The sequence below is a fragment of the Saccharopolyspora sp. ID03-671 genome, assembly GCF_045278815.1.
GTDB classification, from domain to species: Bacteria; Actinomycetota; Actinomycetes; order Mycobacteriales; family Pseudonocardiaceae; genus Saccharopolyspora; species Saccharopolyspora ipomoeae.
In genome coordinates, this window is the sequence record NZ_CP134054.1 from 87,269 (window position 1) to 103,945 (window position 16,677).

Consider the following 16,677-nt stretch of genomic DNA (forward strand, 5'->3'; position numbering starts at 1 on the left):
TCGTGCGGGCGGGTTGTCACGGGTTGGGCTCGCAGTAGCCGCCGAGGCGGCCGCGGTGGAAGATCAGCGGCCGGCCGCCGCCCGCCTGCAGGCGCAGGACCTCGGCGACGACGATCACGTGGTCGCCGCCTTCGAGCTCCTGCACGGTCTTGCAGTCGATCCAGGCGTGCGCACCGGCGATCTGCGGGGTGCCCTCGGCGGATTCGTGCCAGTCGAGCTGGGCGAACTTGTCGCCCTGCTTGCTGGACATGGCCTGGCAGACGTGGTGCTGGCCGTCGGCCAGGACGCTGGCGCTGAAGAAGCCGCCGGTGCGGACCTTCGGCCAGCTGCTGGAGGTGGTGGCGACGCTGAAGGTCACCAGCGGCGGGTCCAGCGACAGGGATTGGAAGGTGCCCACGACGAGACCGGCGGGGGCACCGGTCTCGGAATCGCGCCCGGCCACGACGGTCACGCCGGTGGGCAGGTGGCCGATGACGTCGCGGAAGTAGCGGGGTTCAATCGTCGGAGTCGACAGCGTCATGATCGCTTTTCCTTCCAGTCGGTGCCGAAATGCGGTGCGGTCAGGCGGTTTCGGTCAGTCCGGCGGTGACCTCGCGGGCCACCCGGTGGCCGCTCTCGATGGCGCCGTCGATGAATCCGGCCCAGAGGTTGGCGTAGTCGCTGCCCGCGAAGTGCAGGACGCCTTCGGCGCGCTGCTGCGCGGCGAAGTAGCGGGTGAGCTGGTTCGGCTGCTGGATCAGCCAGGTCTCGCGGGAGAGCGGGTCGGCCACCCAGTCGTGCCCGGTCACCTCCAGGACCTCCAGGTCGTCGCGCCACACCCGGAGCGCCTCGCGGACGGCGTCGAGGTCGTTCGGGGAGATGCGGCGGGCGTCGGCGCCGAAGGACACCAGCACCGCGTCGTCGTCACCGACGAACTCGGTGCGCACCACCGAGAGCGGGTGCGAGGCCGAGGAGTAGGCGAAGAACGGCGTGATCGGCCCGCGCACCCGGATCCAGACCTTCACCCCCTTGGAGGCGGTGCCTTCCTCGGTGGCGGCCTGCTTCTCCGCGCACAGCGCGGGGGAGACGGGCAGTCCGCCGAGGACGTTCTGCGGCAGGGTCAGCACGACGCGCCGCGCGGTGATCCGCTCGCCGGTCGTGGTGGTCACGACGGCGCCGTCGGCGTCGTGCTCGACGTGCGCGACCTCGGTGGAGGTGCGGATGTCGGCGTCGGTGTCGGCCACGATGGACTCGACCAGCGAGCGGGTGCCCCCGGCGAGCCGGAACACCGCCGAGGCTTCGTGCATCAGGTGCCAGGAGCCGGCGGTGGCGGCGGTCCAGCGCAGCGCGCTGGTGTAGGCGCCGTCCTCCAGCGGGGCGTTGAAGTGCCCGACCCAGGCCGCTTCGTTGGCGCGGTACTCCTCGACGGGCAGGTCGAGCTCGTCGAGCTTGTCCCGCAGGTTGGCGCCGTCGACGTCCTTCAGCCCGGGTTCGGACAGCGGGTCGTGCGGGCGGGGGATGCGCTGCATGGTCTCGTGCAGCAACCGGCGCATGCCCGGGTCGATGAGCTCCATGAACCCGTCGAGGGTGCCGGTGCGGACCTCGTCGCCGGCCAGCCAGTAGGCCTCCTCGGGACGCGGACCGCGAGTGATGTCCAGGCCGTAGCGGGTGACCTCGGACCAGGCGTGCGGCTGGGTCCAGTGCAGCCAGGTCCCGCCGATCTCCAGGTCGCGGCCCAGCCGGTGATCGGTCCACACCCGCCCGCCGAGGCGGTCGCGGGCTTCCAGCACGGTGACCCGCAGGCCCTTGCGGCCGAGCTCGCGGGCGGTGATGAGCCCGGCGATCCCGCCGCCGACCACGACGACGTCAGCTTCCTCGGTCACGTGACAGCACTCCCTCGCACTCGGGGTCGTTCGGTCCGCCCCGCGGCGCGCTCGACGTGCGGGAGAACCAAGAAGAAAGTTACGAACAGAACGTTCAATATGCGAACGCGATGGCGATATTGTGACCCCGCTCGCCGTGCTCGTCAATAGTCTCGATGGATGGGGACTTGCAAGGTCAGGCGGGGATTCTCGCTTGACGCCGCTGAGTCGGGATGCCACCATCCGTGAACGTAGCGTTCAGTAATTGAACGTAAGATGCAGTGCGTCCTCCGGACAGCGCAACGCGCACCACCCGGCCATCACTCGGCGCCACCGGCGGCCGAACCGAGACACGCGTGCAGGAGAGATCGATGCCCACGTCGAGCATTGCCGAAGCCGTCGCGACACTCGCCGCAGGCGGGATGGTCCTCGTCGTCGACGACGAGGACCGGGAGAACGAGGGCGACCTGATCATGGCCGCCGAACACGCCACCACCGATCAGGTCGCGTTCTTCCTGGAGCACACCTCGGGATTCCTGTGCGTGTCGATCGACGAGCGCCGGGCAGCCGAGCTCGAACTCGACCTGATGGTCACCGCCAACACCGAGAGCCACCAGACCGCGTTCCTGGTCAGCGTCGATTACCGCCACGGCACCAGCACCGGCATCAGCGCAGGTGACCGCGCCGCCACCATCCGCGCGCTGGCCGACCCGACGCTCGCGCCCGGCGAACTGGCGCGCCCCGGCCATGTGATGCCGCTGCGGGCCAAGCCGGGCGGGGTGCTGGAGCGCACCGGCCACACCGAGGCCGGGGTGGACCTGTGCCGCGCGGCCGGGCTCAGCGGTGCGGCCCTGCTGTGCGAGATCGTCACGCCCGACCGCAAGGACATGATGCGCCGGCCGGAGCTGGACCGCTTCGCCGCCGAGCACGGCATCCCGATGATCTCGATCGCCTCCCTGGTCGACTGGATGCGCGAGCACGGCGGAGTCCGCCGCACCGGGCAGGCCGAACTGCCGACGGAGCTCGGCCACTTCCGCGCGCTGAGCTACGAGACCGCGGACGGTGTCGAACACCTCGCGCTGGTGATGGGCGATGTCGACGGCGAGGACGTGCTCGTGCGGTTGCACAGCGAATGCCTCACCGGCGACCTGCTCGGCTCGCTGCGCTGCGACTGCGGGTCCCAGCTGCGCACCGCGATGGAGTCGGTCGCCGCGGCCGGGAGCGGCGTGATCGTCTACATGCGCGGGCACGAGGGCCGCGGGATCGGTCTCGGGCACAAGCTGCGCGCCTACGAGCTGCAGCAGCACCAGGGGATGGACACCTTGGAGGCCAACCGGGCGCTGGGGCTACCGGTCGACAGCCGCGACTACGACCCGGCCGCGCTGATCCTCACCGAGCTCGGCGTCGAATCGGTGCGGCTGCTGACCAACAACCCCGACAAGTGCCGGGCGCTGGCCGACCGGGGCATCACCATCAGCGAACGATTGCCGCTGGAGGCCGAGCCCAACGAGCACAACAGGCGCTACCTGACCACCAAGCGGGACCGGATGGGGCACCTGCTCGGACTTCCGGTCTGACGACGATCCAGGAGAGCACGAATGGCGGATTCCCTTCCACGCACCATGCACGCGGTGCAGCTCACCGGCCACGGCGGGATCGACCGGCTCGACTACCGGACCGATGTCGCCGTGCCCGAACCCGGGCCCGGGGAGGTCCTGATCCGGGTCTCGGCGGCCGGGGTGAACAACACCGACATCAACACCCGGATCGGCTGGTACTCGAAATCGGTCGCGCGGTCCACCGGGACCGGGGGAGCGGGCGGGTTCGACTCCGTCGACGACGCCGACGCGTCCTGGTCGGGGAAACCACTGGAGTTCCCCCGGATCCAGGGAGCCGACTGCTGCGGTCGCATCGCCGCGGTGGGCGAGGGCGTGGACCGGGCGCGGATCGGGGAGCGGGTGCTGGTGCGGAACATGCTGCGCAGCTACGTCGATTACCGGCCCTACGAGTGCTGGACGTTCGGCAGCGAGTGCGACGGTGGTTTCGCGCAGTTCGCGGTCGCGCCCGCGCGTGAGACGCACGCGGTGAACTGCGATTGGTCTGACGTGGAGCTCGCGGCGGTGCCGTGCGCCTACTCCACGGCCGAGAACATGCTGCACCGCGTCGGTCTCGGCGCGGAAACCGTGGTGATCACCGGTGCGTCCGGTGGTGTGGGCTCGGCGGCGGTGCAGCTGGCGAAGCGGCGCGGGGCGACGGTGATCGCGCTGTGCTCGTCCGCCAAGGCCGACGAGGTGCGCGCGTTCGGGGCCGACCGGGTCGTCGACCGCAGCGCCGACCTGGTCGCCGAGCTCGGGACGGAATCGGTCGACGTCGTGGTCGACCTGGTCGGCGGCGAGCAGTGGCCTGCGTTCCTCGACGTGCTGCGCAAGGGCGGCCGCTACGCCACCGCGGGCGCGATCGCCGGGCCGATCGCCGAGATCGACCTGCGCACCCTCTACCTCAAGGACTTGACGCTGGCCGGCTGCACGTTCCAGGAGGACGAGGTGTTCGCGAACCTCCTGTCCTACGTCGAGGCCGACGAGTTCCGGCCGCACGTGGCGAAGGTGTTCCCGCTCCACGAGATCGGGACCGCTCAGGAGGAGTTCCTGAGCAAGAAGCACATGGGCAAGCTCGTGCTCACGATGCCGGAGGCAGACGTTTGAGGATCGCCGAAGTCCACGCCTTCAGCCACGACCTGCCCGTCCACGACGGTCCGTACCGGATGGCCCACGCCGAGGTCTGGGCGTTGAGGACCACGCTGGTCAAGCTCGTCGCCGACAACGGCCTGGTGGGCTGGGGCGAGACCTGCCCGGTCGGCCCCACCTACGCCGAGTCCCACGCGGCGGGTGCCGTCGCCGCGATCTCGGAGATGGCACCCGGCCTGCTGGGCGGCGAGGTGCTCCCGGTTCCGCTGCACCGGCGGATGAACGGGTTGCTGCACGGGCACAACTACGCCAAGGCCGCGATCGACATCGCCGCTCACGACCTGCTGGGCAAGCACCTCGGGGTCAGCGTCGCCGATCTGCTCGGCGGAGCGCTCGCCGACAGCGTCCCGTCCTACTACTCGACCATCGTCGGCGATCCGGACGAGACCGCACGCCTCGCCGCGGAGAAGCGCGACCAGGGCTATCCGCGGTTGCAGGTGAAGGTCGGCGGGCGGCCGGTGGAGCAGGACGTCGAGACCATCCGCAAGGTCTGGGAGGTCCTGCGAGGTTCGGGCGTGCGCCTGGCGGTCGACGGGAACCGCAGCCTGACCACGGGCGACGCGCTGCGCATCAGCCGGGAATGCCCGGACGTTCCCCTCGTCATGGAACAGCCCTGCAACACCGTCGAAGACCTGCGCAAGATCCGCCCGCAGCTCGCTCACGCCCTCTACCTGGACGAGAACGGCACGAGCCTGGACGCCGCGATCAGCGCGGCCGGGACCGGGCTCGTCGACGGGTTCGGCATGAAGATCACCCGGCTCGGCGGGCTGTACCCGATGCGCGCCTTCCGGGACCTGTGCTCGGCGCGGAACCTGCCGCACACCTGCGACGACTCGTGGGGCGGCGACATCATCGCCGCAGCCTGCACCCACCTCGGGGCCACGGTCGCCCCCGAGCTGCTGGAAGGGGTGTGGCTCGCGGCCGACCACATCGACGGCCACTACGACCCGGAGAACGGCATGGTCGCCGACAACGGGCACATCAAGCGCCCCCAGGGGGCAGGTCTGGGAATCAGCCCGGACGAGACGGTCTTCGGCGCCCCGGTGGCGTCCTTCTGAGAGGCGGTTGTTCGGTGAAGATCGAGAAGATCGAGTTGTACCAGCGGGACCTGCCCTACCCGGGCGGGGTGTACCGGCTGTCGGGAGGCCGGGAGTACCGGAGCTTCGACGGCTCGTTCGTCCGGGTGGTCACTGACGACGGGATCGAGGGCTGGGGCGAGAGCACGCCTTTCGGCTCCACCTACATCGCCGCGCACGGGCTCGGCGCGCGGTCGGGCATCGCCGAGATCGCGCCGTGGCTGCTGGGCCGCGACCCGCGCCAGGTGGACCGGGTCAACGAGGCGATGGACGCCGCGCTGGTCGGGCACAACCACGCCAAGTCCGCGATCGACCTGGCCTGCTGGGACGTCTTCGGCAAGTCGGTCGGGCTGCCGGTCTGCGAGCTGCTCGGCGGTTCCACGGGAGATCGGCTGCCGATGATCTCCTCGATCTACGCGGGAACCCCGGCCGAGATGCGCGAACGCGTGGCCCAGCACCGCGAGCAGGGCTACCTCGGCCACTCGATCAAGATCGGGGCGCTGGACGCCGAGGGCGGGCCCGCGCTGGACGCGGAGCGGATCGCCGCCTGCCTGGCCGACCGCAGGCCGGGCGAGTTCTTCCTGGCCGACGCCAACGGCGGGCTCACCCCCGAGACCGCGCTGCGGATGCTGCGGATGCTGCCGGACGGCCTGGACTTCGTCCTGGAAGCACCGTGCCGCACCTGGCGGGAGACCCTCTCGCTGCGGCAGCGCTGCCCGGTCCCGATCGTGCTCGACGAGCTGGTGCAGCACGAGGACGACCTGATCACGATGATCACCCACGACGCGGCCGACGGGATGGGGCTGAAGGTCTCCAAGGTCGGCGGGCTCACCCGGGGGCGCCGGCACCGCGACATCGCCCTGGCGTCCGGGGTGACGGTCAGCGTGCAGGACACCGTGGGTTCCACCATCGCCTTCGCGGCAGTGGCCCACCTGGCCGCCACCGTGCCGGAGCACGCGCTGCGCTGCGTCCTCGACAGCCGCGACATGGTCAGCGTCGAGACCGCCGCGTTCGACGCCCCGATCGCCGAAGGCGGCGTGCTCGTCCCGGACCGCCCCGGTCTGGGCATCGACGTGCACGTCGAGGAGCTGGGCGAGCCGGTCGAGGTCTGGAGCTAGGAACGACGAGAGGGGCGGTGGTTCTCCGGAACCACCGCCCCTCTTCGCGCGTTCAGGACCGCGCGTGGTGGTGCATGACGTGCTTGGTGCGGGAGTAGTCGTCGAGGGCGTAGATCGACAGGTCGCGGCCGTACCCGGATCCCTTGAACCCGCCCCAGGGGACCTCGTTGGCGAGCGCCAGGTGCGAGTTCACCCAGACCGTTCCCGCGTCCAGCCTGGCCGGGAGGTCGTGGGAACGGCGGGCGTCGTCGGTCCACACCGACGCCGACAGGCCGTAGGGCACGTCGTTTGCGCGGCGGATCGCCTCGTCCTCGTCGCGGAAGGTCTCCACCGTGACCACCGGACCGAAGACCTCCTCCCGGGCGATCTCGGCGCCCTCGGGCACGTCCACGAGCACCGTCGGCGCGATGTAGTAGCCGGGGCCTTCCAGCGCGCCACCGCCGAGCACCGCGCGGGCGCCGTCGCGCTGAGCGCGTTCGAGGTAGCCGCGCACCCGGTCGAAGTGCGCCCGGGACACGACGGGGCCGATCTCGACGCCGTCGACGGTCGGCTCACCGGCGGTCAGCGTGGCCGCCTCGCGGACCAGCAGGTCGACGAACCGGTCGGCCACGGACTCGTGCACCAGGACCCGGCACGCCGCGCCGCACTCCTGCCCGGAGTTCCAGAACGCCGCGGTGCGCAGGGTGGAGGCGGCGAGCGCGAGGTCGGCGTCTTCGAAGATCACCACGGGCGCCTTGCCGCCGAGCTCCAGGTGCACCCGCTTGAGCCCTTCGGCCGCTGCGCGCGCCACGGCACGGCCGCTGCTGACCGATCCGGTCAGCGCCACCAGGTCCACGTCCGGGTGCGAGGACAACCGCGCGCCGACGACGTCACCGCGCCCGGTCACGACGTTGAGCACGCCCGGCGGGATCAGGTCGGCGACCAGCTCCGCGAACTTCAGCGTGGTCACGGGCGTCTGCTCGGAAGGCTTGAGCACGCACGTGTTGCCCGCGGCCAGGATCGGCGCGATCTTCCACGCCGCCATCATCAGCGGGTAGTTCCACGGCGTCACCACGCCCACCACGCCGACCGGTTCGCGGCGGATGACCGACAGGTGGTCGTCGAGGTAGTCGTCGGCGGCCATCGAGGTGCCGGCCCGCACGGCGCCTCCCATGAACCGGAACGTGTCGATGGTGCCGACGATGTCGTCGTGGGAAACCGCGAGGGGTTTGCCGGTGTTGGCCGATTCCAGCCTCGCCAGCAGGTCGGCGTGCTCCTGGACCCGGTCGGCCACGGCGTGCAGCACGTCCGAGCGGTCCTTGGGGACGCGCCGCGCCCAGGACGCCTTCGCGGCCACGGCCGCGGCGACCGCCCGGTCGACGTCCTCGGCGGTGCCGTCCGGGGTGCGGCAGAGCACCTGCTCGGAGCACGGGTCGACGACGTCGAGCACCCGCCCGGAGGTGGAGTCGACGTACCCGCCGTCGACGAAGTGCCGCGACGGCGCCAGATCCGCCTGCGACACCAGCGGACGCGCATCGCTCGTGCGCCGCACCGACCCGGGCGTCGCGCGGACCGGTGCCGGTGCTCCGAGCGCTCCGGCGGCCTCGGCGGCGACCCGGTCGGCGGTGTCGGCGTCGAGCTCCATCAGCGGGCTGCGCGGGACTCCCACCGGCAGGCCCAGCGAGCCCAGGATCGACTTGACCGCGGAGATGAACGGCACCGTCATCAGGGATTCCATCAGCGGGTAGAGCCGGGACCACTCGGCGCGCGCCCGGTCCAGCTCCCCGGCCTGCAACGCGCGGTGGATCGAAACCAGCTCGGCCGGAACGATGTTCGCGCTGCCGGCCACCACCCCGGCCGCGCCTTCGGTGAGCGTGGCCAGGATCAGGGTGTCCCAGCCGCCGAAGGTGCTGATCACGTCGCCGTAGCGGTGGATCAGCTGCCGCACCCGCGACATGTCGGCGTTGGTGTCCTTGACGTAGCGGATGTTGTCGACCTCGCGGGCCAGCTCGCCGATCGTCTCGGGGGCGAGGTCCACGCCGGTGACGCCGGGCAGGTTGTAGAGCATCACCGGGATCTCGACGCTCTGGGCGACCGTGCGCAGGTAGTGCGCGGTCTCGGCCTCGCTGAGCGGCTCGTAGTAGGGCGTGACCAGCATGACCACCGACGCGCCGACCTGCTGCGCGTGGCGGGACAGCCGGATGGCCTCGGCGGTGCTCACCGCACCGGTCTGGGCCACGACCGGGACCCGCCCGGCGGCCTGGGCGACGACGGTCTCGACGACCTGCATGCGCTCCTGCTCGCTGAGCACGGCGAACTCGCCGGTCGAGCCGCAGGCGACGAGACCGTCGACACCCCCGTCGATGTTGCGCTCGACCACCCGCGACAGGGCGTCCACGTCGATCTTCCCGTCCGGGGCGAACGGGGTGGGCAGGGCGGTGAGAATTCCGCCCAGTTGCGGCGACATCCTTCGAAAGCTCCTCGGTTCGTCAGCGTTTCGGATCGAATCCGGCGCGCCCGACCGCGCGGTGGTGCTCCCGCACGTCGAGCTCCGACACCTACAGGTGTTCGAAAAATGAACAATACGTTCGCAGAGGAACCTACGGTTGGCGCGCTGCGGGAGTCAAGGTCGCGGAACTCCTTGACTTGCCTGCGCGATCCCTGTCAATGTTTTCGGTCACTACGTTCGGAATATGAACACATATGGAGGGTGGGTCTCCGTGGTGACGTGAGAACCGGCCCGCCTTCGCTGTCAGCGACGAAAGGACGAAGATGTCCGATCCAGGTAGCAGGGACGACCACATCGGAGGGTCGAACGGCGCGCGCAGCCTCCGCGAGGAGGACTGCATCGTCGTCGACAAGCCGGCCCTGATCCGGGCGCAGATCGGCGCCGGAGTCGGCAACTTCATCGAGTGGTACGACGTCGGCGTCTACGGCTATCTCGCCGTCACGCTGAGCAAGGTGTTCACCGAGGGCATGGACGAGAAGGTCGGGCTGCTGGTGACGCTGCTCGGCTTCGCCGTGTCGTTCCTGGTCCGCCCGCTCGGCGGGATCATCCTGGGCCCGCTCGGCGACAAGATCGGTCGCCGCAAGGTCATGCTCTTCACCATCGGGCTGATGGCCGTGGCCACCACCGTGATCGGCGTGCTGCCGGGCGCGGGGCAGATCGGCGTGTGGGCCGTCGTCCTGCTGTACCTGATGCGCATGGCGCAGGGCTTCTCCACGGGTGGTGAGTACGCCGGAGCGGCGACCTACGTCGCGGAGTTCTCCCCGGACCGGACCCGCGGGTTCTGGACCTCGCTGCTCAACAGCGGTTCGCAGCTCGGCTTCGCGGCCGGTGCCGGTGTGGTCGCGTTGACCAGCGGGATCGCCACCCACTTCTGGGGACCGGACGCCATGATCAGCGGTGGCTGGCGGGTGCCGTTCCTGCTGGCCTTCGTGCTCGGCATCATCGCCATCCTGCTGCGCAACCGGGTCGACGAGTCCCCGAGCTTCGAGGCCGCCCAGCAGAAGACCGTCGAGCAGGCGGCCAACCCGATGTTCACCCGCCACAAGCTGCCCGGCGTGCTCAAGCACTACTGGCCGCAGGTGCTCATCGGCATCGCCCTCATCGGATCCGACGGAGCCTCGTCCTACACGCTGACCAGCTACATGCCCACCTACCTGGAGACCCAGGTCGGCATCGCCTCGGTGCACACCGCGGTCGCCACCGTCGTCATCCTCATCCTGCAGGCCCTGCTGCTGCCGGTGTTCGCGCGGATGTCGGACAAGCTCGGGCGCAGGCCGGTCTACCTGATGGCCGCGGTAGGGAACCTGGTGCTGCTGGTGCCCGCGTTCGCGCTGATGAACTTCGGCAGCACGTGGGCGCTCTACGTCGCGCTGGGGCTGGTGATGATCCCCTCGACGCTGTTCCTGTGCATGAACGCCGCGGTGATGGCCGAGCTGTACCCGACCGCGTCGCGGTACTGCGCGGTCGGTTTCGTGCAGAACATCGCGACGTCGCTGTTCGGCGGCACCGTCCCGCTGGTGTCCCAGCTCCTGGTGGAGCTGACGGGCAACACCTACGCGCCTGCCTTCTACGTCATGTTCTTCTCGCTCATCGCGCTGGGCGCCGCGCTGTTCATGCGGGAGACCGCCTCCCGCCCGCTGCGCGGCTCGGTGCCGGTGGTGTCCACCGCCGGGGAAGCCCGGGAACTCGTCGAAGGCCAGGACCGCGACGAGCGCCTGGACACCTCGACGATGCTCCTCGCGCCTCTGCCCAAGGTCGACGACCGCGTCTGAACCACCCGCGGTGTGAGGGTGCCGGATCGGCGCCCTCACACCGCGTGCTCCTTCGGGTCGGGCCTACGCTCCGGTCCAGCGGGGTTCTCGTTTGGTGAGGAAGGCGTCGACGCCTTCGGTGGCGTCGGCGGAGTCGCGGGCGCGCGTCTTGGCGAGAGTGGTTCGGGCCCAGTCCGCTTCGTCGTCGGCGGGGTGGGCGGACTCGACGGCGCGCAGGGTTTCGCGGATCGCGATCGGGGCCTGGGCGGCGATGCGCTCGGCCATCGACAGGGATTCCGCCAGCGCCCGTCCCGGTTCGGTGAGGCGGTTGACGAGACCGAGGTCGTGGGCGCGCTGGGCCGGGAGTCGTTCGCCGGTGAGCAGGAGTTCGCGGGCGATGTTGAGCGGCAGGGCGCGCGGGGCTCGGAACAGGCCGCCGCACTCGGCGATGAGGCCGAGGCCGACCTCGGGGAAGGAGAAGTGCGCGGACGTCGAGGCGACGATCATGGTTGCCGACAGCGCGATCTCGAACCCGCCGCCCGCTGCGGCGCCTTCCACAGCCGCGATCACCGGTTTGGTCAGCGCGCGCCCGGCGATGCCGTAGGGCCCGCCGCGCTCGGTGGGTTCACCTGCCCACGCGCGGATGTCGGTTCCCGCCGAGAAGAAGTCCTCGCCGCCGGTGAGCACCGCGACCCGGGCGGCGTCGTCGTCCTCGAACGCGTTGAGCGCGGCGTCCAGTGCCCGGGTCATCTCCCCGTCGAAGGCGTTGCGCTTCTCCGGCCGGTCCATCGTGATGGTGCGCACCGGGCCGGTGCCCTCCACTCGCACGGTCAACGCCGCCTCCTCACCTGATCAGGTCGAGCACCTCGCGGAAGGCGGGGTGCTCGCTGTCGTGCAGCCATTCGAACACGACCATCTCGGTGGTGACCACGTCGACGCCGTGGTCGCGCATCCGCTCCAGCGCGCGGTCGCGGTTCGATCCGACCCGGCTGGCCACCGCGTCGGCCACCACGGCGACGTCCCGCCCGCGCTCGCGCAGGTCCAGGACCGTCTGCTGGACGCACACGTGCGCCTCGCACCCGGCCACCACGACCGCCCCGGGGCCGGGGTCGATCCCGGCGGTGAAGGACGTCTTCGGCTGAGCCGGTCGCGGCAGCAGCTCGGCGATCTCGCCGACCGTCGGACCCAGTCCCCGGGGGTTCTGCTCGGTCGCCCGCACGTCCACCCCCAGCAGCCCGGCCGCGCGGATCAGGCGAGCCGCGTTGGCCAGCACCGCGGGGCCCTCGGCGATGGCGGGCATGAGCCGTTCCTGCAGGTCCACGACCAGCAGGACGGACGAGTTGGCGCGCAGCACGGGCATGGCACGACCCTAGACAACTTCGCTCCGCGGTGTCGCGCGGAACACTCGACGGCGGCCGAGGAATACCCCCGGGGGTTTGCTACGTTGGTGTGAGCGAAGGGAGTCACCGTGGAGATGAAGCCGGAGATGGTCGGCGATGCGCTGACGAGGCTGAAGCGGGCACGCGGTCAGCTGGGCGGCGTGATCGAGGCGATCGAGGAAGGGCGCGACTGCGCCGAGGTGCTCACCCAGCTCGCGGCGGTTTCCCGTGCGCTGGATCGGGCCGGGTTCAAGATCGTGGCCAGCGGGATGCGGCACTGCCAGCAGGCCAGGGAGGACGGCGACGAGCCGCCGATGACCGAGCAGGAGCTGGAGCGGCTGTTCCTCGCGCTCGCCTGAGCGAGCGCGCAGTGGATCCAGGGAGAAGTGCGTCTAGTTCATACCCCAGGGGGTATAGGGAGGAGTGAGTGATCGTGACGTCGCTGGACGAGGGAGAACGGCTCGGCGGGCCGACCGTCGAGGTGATCGAGACGTCGTCGCTGGGCGACCGCAGCTACCTGGCCTCCGACGGCGAGGTCGCGGTGGTGGTGGACCCGCAGCGCGACGTGGACCGGGTGCTCGCCGCGGCCGGTCGGGTCGGTGCCCGCATCGCCCTGGTCGTCGAGACGCACGTGCACAACGACTACGTCTCCGGGGGTCTGGAACTGGCCCGGCTCACCGGCGCGGAGTACGGGGTGGCCGCGGCCGACGAGCTGCCCTTCGCGGGCCGCGGCCTGGCCGACGGTGACGTCGTGGAGCTGTCCGCCCGGATGCGGCTGCGCGTGGTGGCCACGCCCGGCCACACCTTCCACCACCTCTCCTACGTGCTGGAATCCGCCGACGGCCCGGTCGGGGTGTTCACCGGGGGTTCGCTGCTGTTCGGCACGACCGGCCGCACCGACCTGCTGGGCGCCGAGCACAGCGAGGAGCTGGCCCGTCACCAGCACAGCTCCGCGCGCAGGCTCGCCGAACTGCTTCCCGACGGGGCGCAGATCTGGCCCACCCACGGGTTCGGGAGCTTCTGCTCGGCCACGCAGGCCTCGGGTGATTCGGCGACGGTCGGGGAGCAGAAGCTCAGCAACCCGGCGCTGACGCTGGGGGAGGGCGACTTCGTCCGGCAGACGCTGTCCGGCCTGGACGCCTACCCGGCCTACTACGCGCACATGGGCGTCCGCAACAGCGCAGGCCCGGAGCCGCTGGACCTGCGCGCGCCCTCCCGGGCGGAACCGGACGCGCTGCGGCAGCGGCTGGACGCGGGCGAATGGGTCGTGGACCTGCGTTCCCGCAAGGCGTTCGTGGTCTCGCACCTGGCGGGCGCGGTCAGCCTCGGCCTGGACGGTCCGATGGCGACCTGGCTGGGATGGATGATCGAGTGGGGTGCGCCGATCACGCTGCTCGGCGAATCCCGCGAGCAGGTCGTCGAGGCGCAGCGCGAGCTCGCGCGCATCGGCATCGACGAGTTCGCCGGAGCGGCGGTCGGCACACCCGACGAGCTGGCCGCGGACCCGGGTCAGGTGCGCAGCACCCGGACCGCGAGCTTCGCCGACCTGGCTGCCGCGCTGCGCGGCGAACCCGGCGAGCTGCCCGCTCCGGACGTGGTGCTGGACGTGCGGACCCACAACGAGTTCGCCGCTTCCCATTTCGTCGACGCCGTGCACATCCCGCTCTACGAACTGGCGCAGCGAGTCGACGAGGTGCCCGCCGGTGTCGTGTGGGTGCACTGCGGCAGCGGCTATCGCGCCACGGCCGCGGCTTCGGTGCTGGAGGCCGCCGGACGCGCGGTCGTCCTCGTCGACGACCACTTCGGCACGGCCGCCGAGGCCGGCGTCCCGATGAGCAGCTGACAAACCAACGAGAGGAATCCCACGGCATGACCCCCTCCGCGTCGACCCCGGTCGATCCCGCGCGACTGCGAGAACTGCTCGGTGACAACCGAATTCGTCTGATCGACGTCCGCACGCCCGGTGAGTTCGCCGCCGCGCGCATCCCCGGTTCGCACAACGTTCCCCTGGACCTGCTGCGGGAGCACCACCACGAGCTCACCGCGCATCACGACGACGACGTGGTGCTGGTCTGCGCCTCCGGCAACCGAGCCGAGCAGGCCCGGGCGGTGCTCGACAGCGCCGGGTGGCGCCGGATCAGCGTCCTGCGCGGCGGGATCGCGGCCTGGGAGGACGACGACGGCGAAGTCCACCGCGGTCGCGGCACGTGGGCGATGGAACGGCAGGTGCGATTGGCGGCGGGGCTGCTCGTGCTCACCGGCGTGCTGGCCGGCACCCGCTACGAGAAGGCCAAGTGGCTGGCCGGATTCGTCGGTGGTGGCCTGACCTTCGCCGCCGTCACCGACACCTGCGCGATGGCCAGGGCGCTGTCGCTGCTGCCGCACAACCGCGCGCCCCGCTCGAACCCGCGGGCGCAACTGGCTGCGCTGACCAACGGATGAGGTGAGCTCCGTTGGTGCTGGCAGCGGTCTTCGGTGCGGTCATCGGCCTGATGCTCGGGTTGCTCGGCGCGGGCGGGTCGATCCTCGCCATCCCCGCACTGGTCTACGGCGTCGGGCAACCCCTGCAGACCGCGATCCCCACGTCCCTGGCCGTCGTGGCGCTGTCGGCGGTGGGCGGGCTGATCCCCCGGCAACGCCGCAGCGCGGTGCGGTGGCCGGTCGCGCTGGTCTTCGGCGCGGCCGGCATCCCGGCCGCCTTCGCCGGTGCCGCGCTCGGACGGGGAATACCGCAGCGCTGGCTGCTGCTGGCCTTCGCCGCGCTCATGCTCGTCGTGGCCGTGCGGATGCTGCGCGGCGGTGACGAGCGCGTCGGCGCCTGCCGCACCCGCGACGGCGGCGTGCGCTGGCGCAGCTGCCTGCCGAAATCCCTGCTGGCCGGTGCGGCGGTCGGTGTCCTCACCGGTTTGTTCGGCGTGGGCGGTGGATTCGTGATCGTGCCCGCGCTCGCCCTGCTGCTCGGGCTGGGAGCGCAGGAAGCCGTGGCCACCTCGCTGGTCGTCGTCCTGATCAACTCGATCGCCGGGCTCGCCGCCCACACCGGTGCCGCCGACCAGGTCGACTACGGGGTCCTGCTCGCGTTCGCCGGTGCCGCAGCAGGGGTTTCGGCCGTCAGCGCCCGCGCGTCGAGCAGGCTCGACCCCGCCGCGGTGCGCCGGGGGTTCGCCGTGGTCGTCCTCGCGGTCGCCGTCTTCGTCGCCGCAGCCGCCGTCGTCGATCCGGCGGCGCTCGGCTGAGCCGCTCAGCCGGTGCGCACCGTGCCGAGTTGGGTGCGGTTGAGGTTGGAGTCGGTGAAGCGCTGGGCGACGGCGCGCATGATGTCGGTCATCGCCGAGGCCGCCGGGGTCGGCGGGCGGTTCGCGGTGCGGGACAGCAGGATTCGGCGGGTCGGGGCCGGAACGTCGTCGGCGAAGTGGACCAGTCGGACGTCGTGCCTGCGGTTGGTCAGGGCCAGGCGCGGGGCGATCGCGATGCCCAGCCCGGCGGCCACCATCGCCTGGGCTTCCTGGTAGTCGTGGGACTCGTAGGAGATCCGGGGTTCGAAACCCGCCAGGCGGCAGCTGCGCCGCAGCACCTCGGCGACCGGGTGGTTGTCGGCGCGGATGATCCACTCCTGCCCGGCCAGGTCGGCGAGGCTGATGCGCGGTTCCTCCAGCAGCTCCGAGTTCGCCGGGACCACCAGCACCGTCGGATCGTCGAGCAGGTGCTCCACCTGCAGCGACTGCTCGTCGGTGCGGTTCCACTCGTAGTCCCACAGCAGCGCCAGCTCGATCTCGCCGGTGTCGAGCAGGTCCAGCAGGTCGTCGAACAGCGCCGAGCGGACCGAGGTGCGCAGACCCGGGTGCTTGCGGGAGAAGCGGGTCAGCGCCAGCGGCAGCAGCGACGCGCTGGCCGTGGGGAACGAACCGAGCCGCAGCGTGCCCCGGTCGAGCTGGGCCAGCGACTCCAAATCCGCTTGCGCGCCCCGCAATTCGCGCCGGATCGCCCGCCCCCGCTCGGCCAGGGCGGCGCCCGCGTCGGTGAGCCGGACGCCGCGCGGCAACCGGTGCAGGAGCGGCTGGCCGACCTCCGCTTCAAGCCGGGACATCTGCTGCGAGGCGGCCGAGGGCGTGATCGCCAGGACGTCGGCCGCGGCGGTCAGGGATCCGAGCTCCGCCGCCTCCACCAGCAGCAACACTCTGCGGACGTCGAGCACGGGCGCTCCCTAGAGGTGTTAGTTCAGCTTAAGGATGGGTAAGGATTCGAACATTGTACTGAAGTCAGGGGTCTTGTCAGGGTGA

Annotated in this window: 15 protein-coding genes; 9 read left to right on the forward strand and 6 right to left on the reverse strand. The window is 71.1% G+C overall.

Annotated elements, in window-relative coordinates; translation table 11 throughout:
* Positions 1-16: 16 nt before the first annotated feature.
* Together REH65_RS00455 and REH65_RS00460 are read right to left on the reverse strand one after the other, a co-directional pair.
* Positions 17-520, reverse strand: a complete 504-nt coding sequence (locus REH65_RS00455) for a flavin reductase family protein (protein ID WP_406690745.1) — start codon at positions 518-520, stop codon at positions 17-19.
* Between the two features lie 40 nt (positions 521-560).
* Positions 561-2,084 (reverse strand): FAD-dependent oxidoreductase, encoded by a 1,524-nt coding sequence (locus tag REH65_RS00460; protein ID WP_406690746.1) that lies wholly within the window; start codon positions 2,082-2,084, stop codon positions 561-563.
* A gap of 128 nt (positions 2,085-2,212) precedes the next feature.
* Between REH65_RS00460 and ribA the strand changes: the two genes are divergently transcribed.
* From ribA to REH65_RS00480, 4 genes are read left to right on the forward strand one after another with little or no spacing between them, the layout of a single operon-like run.
* Positions 2,213-3,418, forward strand: a complete 1,206-nt coding sequence (gene ribA, locus REH65_RS00465) for a GTP cyclohydrolase II (RefSeq protein WP_281454043.1) — start codon at positions 2,213-2,215, stop codon at positions 3,416-3,418.
* 21 nt (positions 3,419-3,439) lie between these two features.
* Positions 3,440-4,543 carry an alcohol dehydrogenase family protein gene (locus REH65_RS00470; RefSeq protein WP_406690747.1) on the forward strand — a complete coding sequence of 368 codons (1,104 nt, stop codon included), beginning with the start codon at positions 3,440-3,442 and terminating at the stop codon, positions 4,541-4,543.
* Positions 4,540-5,643, forward strand: a complete 1,104-nt coding sequence (locus REH65_RS00475; protein ID WP_406690748.1) for a mandelate racemase/muconate lactonizing enzyme family protein — start codon at positions 4,540-4,542, stop codon at positions 5,641-5,643. Before REH65_RS00470 ends, REH65_RS00475 begins: the two co-directional genes overlap by 4 nt.
* Positions 5,644-5,657: 14 nt before the next feature.
* Positions 5,658-6,779: a mandelate racemase/muconate lactonizing enzyme family protein gene (locus REH65_RS00480; protein WP_406690749.1), complete on the forward strand. Its 1,122-nt coding sequence runs from the start codon at positions 5,658-5,660 to the stop codon at positions 6,777-6,779.
* Between the two features lie 52 nt (positions 6,780-6,831).
* Here the strand turns inward: REH65_RS00480 and dapA are convergent, their stop codons facing one another.
* Positions 6,832-9,225 carry a 4-hydroxy-tetrahydrodipicolinate synthase gene (dapA, locus tag REH65_RS00485; RefSeq protein WP_406690750.1) on the reverse strand — a complete coding sequence of 798 codons (2,394 nt, stop codon included), beginning with the start codon at positions 9,223-9,225 and terminating at the stop codon, positions 6,832-6,834.
* A 305-nt stretch (positions 9,226-9,530) separates the two neighbouring features.
* Here dapA and REH65_RS00490 point away from each other — a divergent pair, with 305 nt between their 5' ends.
* Entirely contained in the window at positions 9,531-11,039 is a 1,509-nt protein-coding gene (locus REH65_RS00490) for an MFS transporter (protein WP_406690751.1), read from the forward strand.
* Positions 11,040-11,102: 63 nt separating this feature from the next.
* Here the strand turns inward: REH65_RS00490 and REH65_RS00495 are convergent, their stop codons facing one another.
* A complete protein-coding gene (locus REH65_RS00495) occupies positions 11,103-11,846 on the reverse strand; it encodes an enoyl-CoA hydratase-related protein (RefSeq protein WP_406693293.1) in 744 nt (247 codons plus the stop codon).
* A 16-nt stretch (positions 11,847-11,862) separates the two neighbouring features.
* Positions 11,863-12,378: an isochorismatase family protein gene (locus tag REH65_RS00500; RefSeq protein ID WP_406690752.1), complete on the reverse strand. Its 516-nt coding sequence runs from the start codon at positions 12,376-12,378 to the stop codon at positions 11,863-11,865.
* Between the two features lie 114 nt (positions 12,379-12,492).
* On the opposite strand from REH65_RS00500, the gene REH65_RS00505 reads away from it, so the two are divergent.
* The 4 genes from REH65_RS00505 (at position 12,493) to REH65_RS00520 (ending at position 15,633) form a co-directional block, all read left to right on the forward strand.
* Positions 12,493-12,756: a metal-sensitive transcriptional regulator gene (locus tag REH65_RS00505; protein WP_343231358.1), complete on the forward strand. Its 264-nt coding sequence runs from the start codon at positions 12,493-12,495 to the stop codon at positions 12,754-12,756.
* 74 nt (positions 12,757-12,830) lie between these two features.
* On the forward strand, positions 12,831-14,240 hold the full coding sequence (locus REH65_RS00510) for a rhodanese-like domain-containing protein (RefSeq protein ID WP_406690753.1): 1,410 nt from the start codon (positions 12,831-12,833) through the stop codon (positions 14,238-14,240).
* Between the two features lie 26 nt (positions 14,241-14,266).
* Complete coding sequence (locus REH65_RS00515; RefSeq protein ID WP_406690754.1) at positions 14,267-14,839, forward strand: rhodanese-like domain-containing protein; 573 nt, start codon at positions 14,267-14,269, stop codon at positions 14,837-14,839.
* Between the two features lie 11 nt (positions 14,840-14,850).
* Complete coding sequence (locus REH65_RS00520) at positions 14,851-15,633, forward strand: sulfite exporter TauE/SafE family protein (protein WP_406690755.1); 783 nt, start codon at positions 14,851-14,853, stop codon at positions 15,631-15,633.
* A gap of 5 nt (positions 15,634-15,638) precedes the next feature.
* Here the strand turns inward: REH65_RS00520 and REH65_RS00525 are convergent, their stop codons facing one another.
* Positions 15,639-16,592: a LysR family transcriptional regulator gene (locus tag REH65_RS00525; protein WP_406690756.1), complete on the reverse strand. Its 954-nt coding sequence runs from the start codon at positions 16,590-16,592 to the stop codon at positions 15,639-15,641.
* Positions 16,593-16,677 lie beyond the last annotated feature (85 nt).

What these genes read in the sequence shown, in the direction of transcription:
- REH65_RS00505 (WP_343231358.1), top strand. Translation starts at nt 12,493, where the DNA reads ATGAAGCCGGAGATGGTCGGCGATGCGCTGACGAGGCTGAAGCGGGCA.
- ribA (WP_281454043.1), top strand. Translation starts at nt 2,213, where the DNA reads ATGCCCACGTCGAGCATTGCCGAAGCCGTCGCGACACTCGCCGCAGGC.
- REH65_RS00515 (WP_406690754.1), top strand. Translation starts at nt 14,267, where the DNA reads ATGACCCCCTCCGCGTCGACCCCGGTCGATCCCGCGCGACTGCGAGAA.
- REH65_RS00455 (WP_406690745.1), bottom strand. Translation starts at nt 520, where the DNA reads ATGACGCTGTCGACTCCGACGATTGAACCCCGCTACTTCCGCGACGTC.
- REH65_RS00470 (WP_406690747.1), top strand. Translation starts at nt 3,440, where the DNA reads ATGGCGGATTCCCTTCCACGCACCATGCACGCGGTGCAGCTCACCGGC.
- REH65_RS00490 (WP_406690751.1), top strand. Translation starts at nt 9,531, where the DNA reads ATGTCCGATCCAGGTAGCAGGGACGACCACATCGGAGGGTCGAACGGC.
- REH65_RS00500 (WP_406690752.1), bottom strand. Translation starts at nt 12,378, where the DNA reads ATGCCCGTGCTGCGCGCCAACTCGTCCGTCCTGCTGGTCGTGGACCTG.
- REH65_RS00460 (WP_406690746.1), bottom strand. Translation starts at nt 2,084, where the DNA reads ATGGTGGCATCCCGACTCAGCGGCGTCAAGCGAGAATCCCCGCCTGAC.
- dapA (WP_406690750.1), bottom strand. Translation starts at nt 9,225, where the DNA reads ATGTCGCCGCAACTGGGCGGAATTCTCACCGCCCTGCCCACCCCGTTC.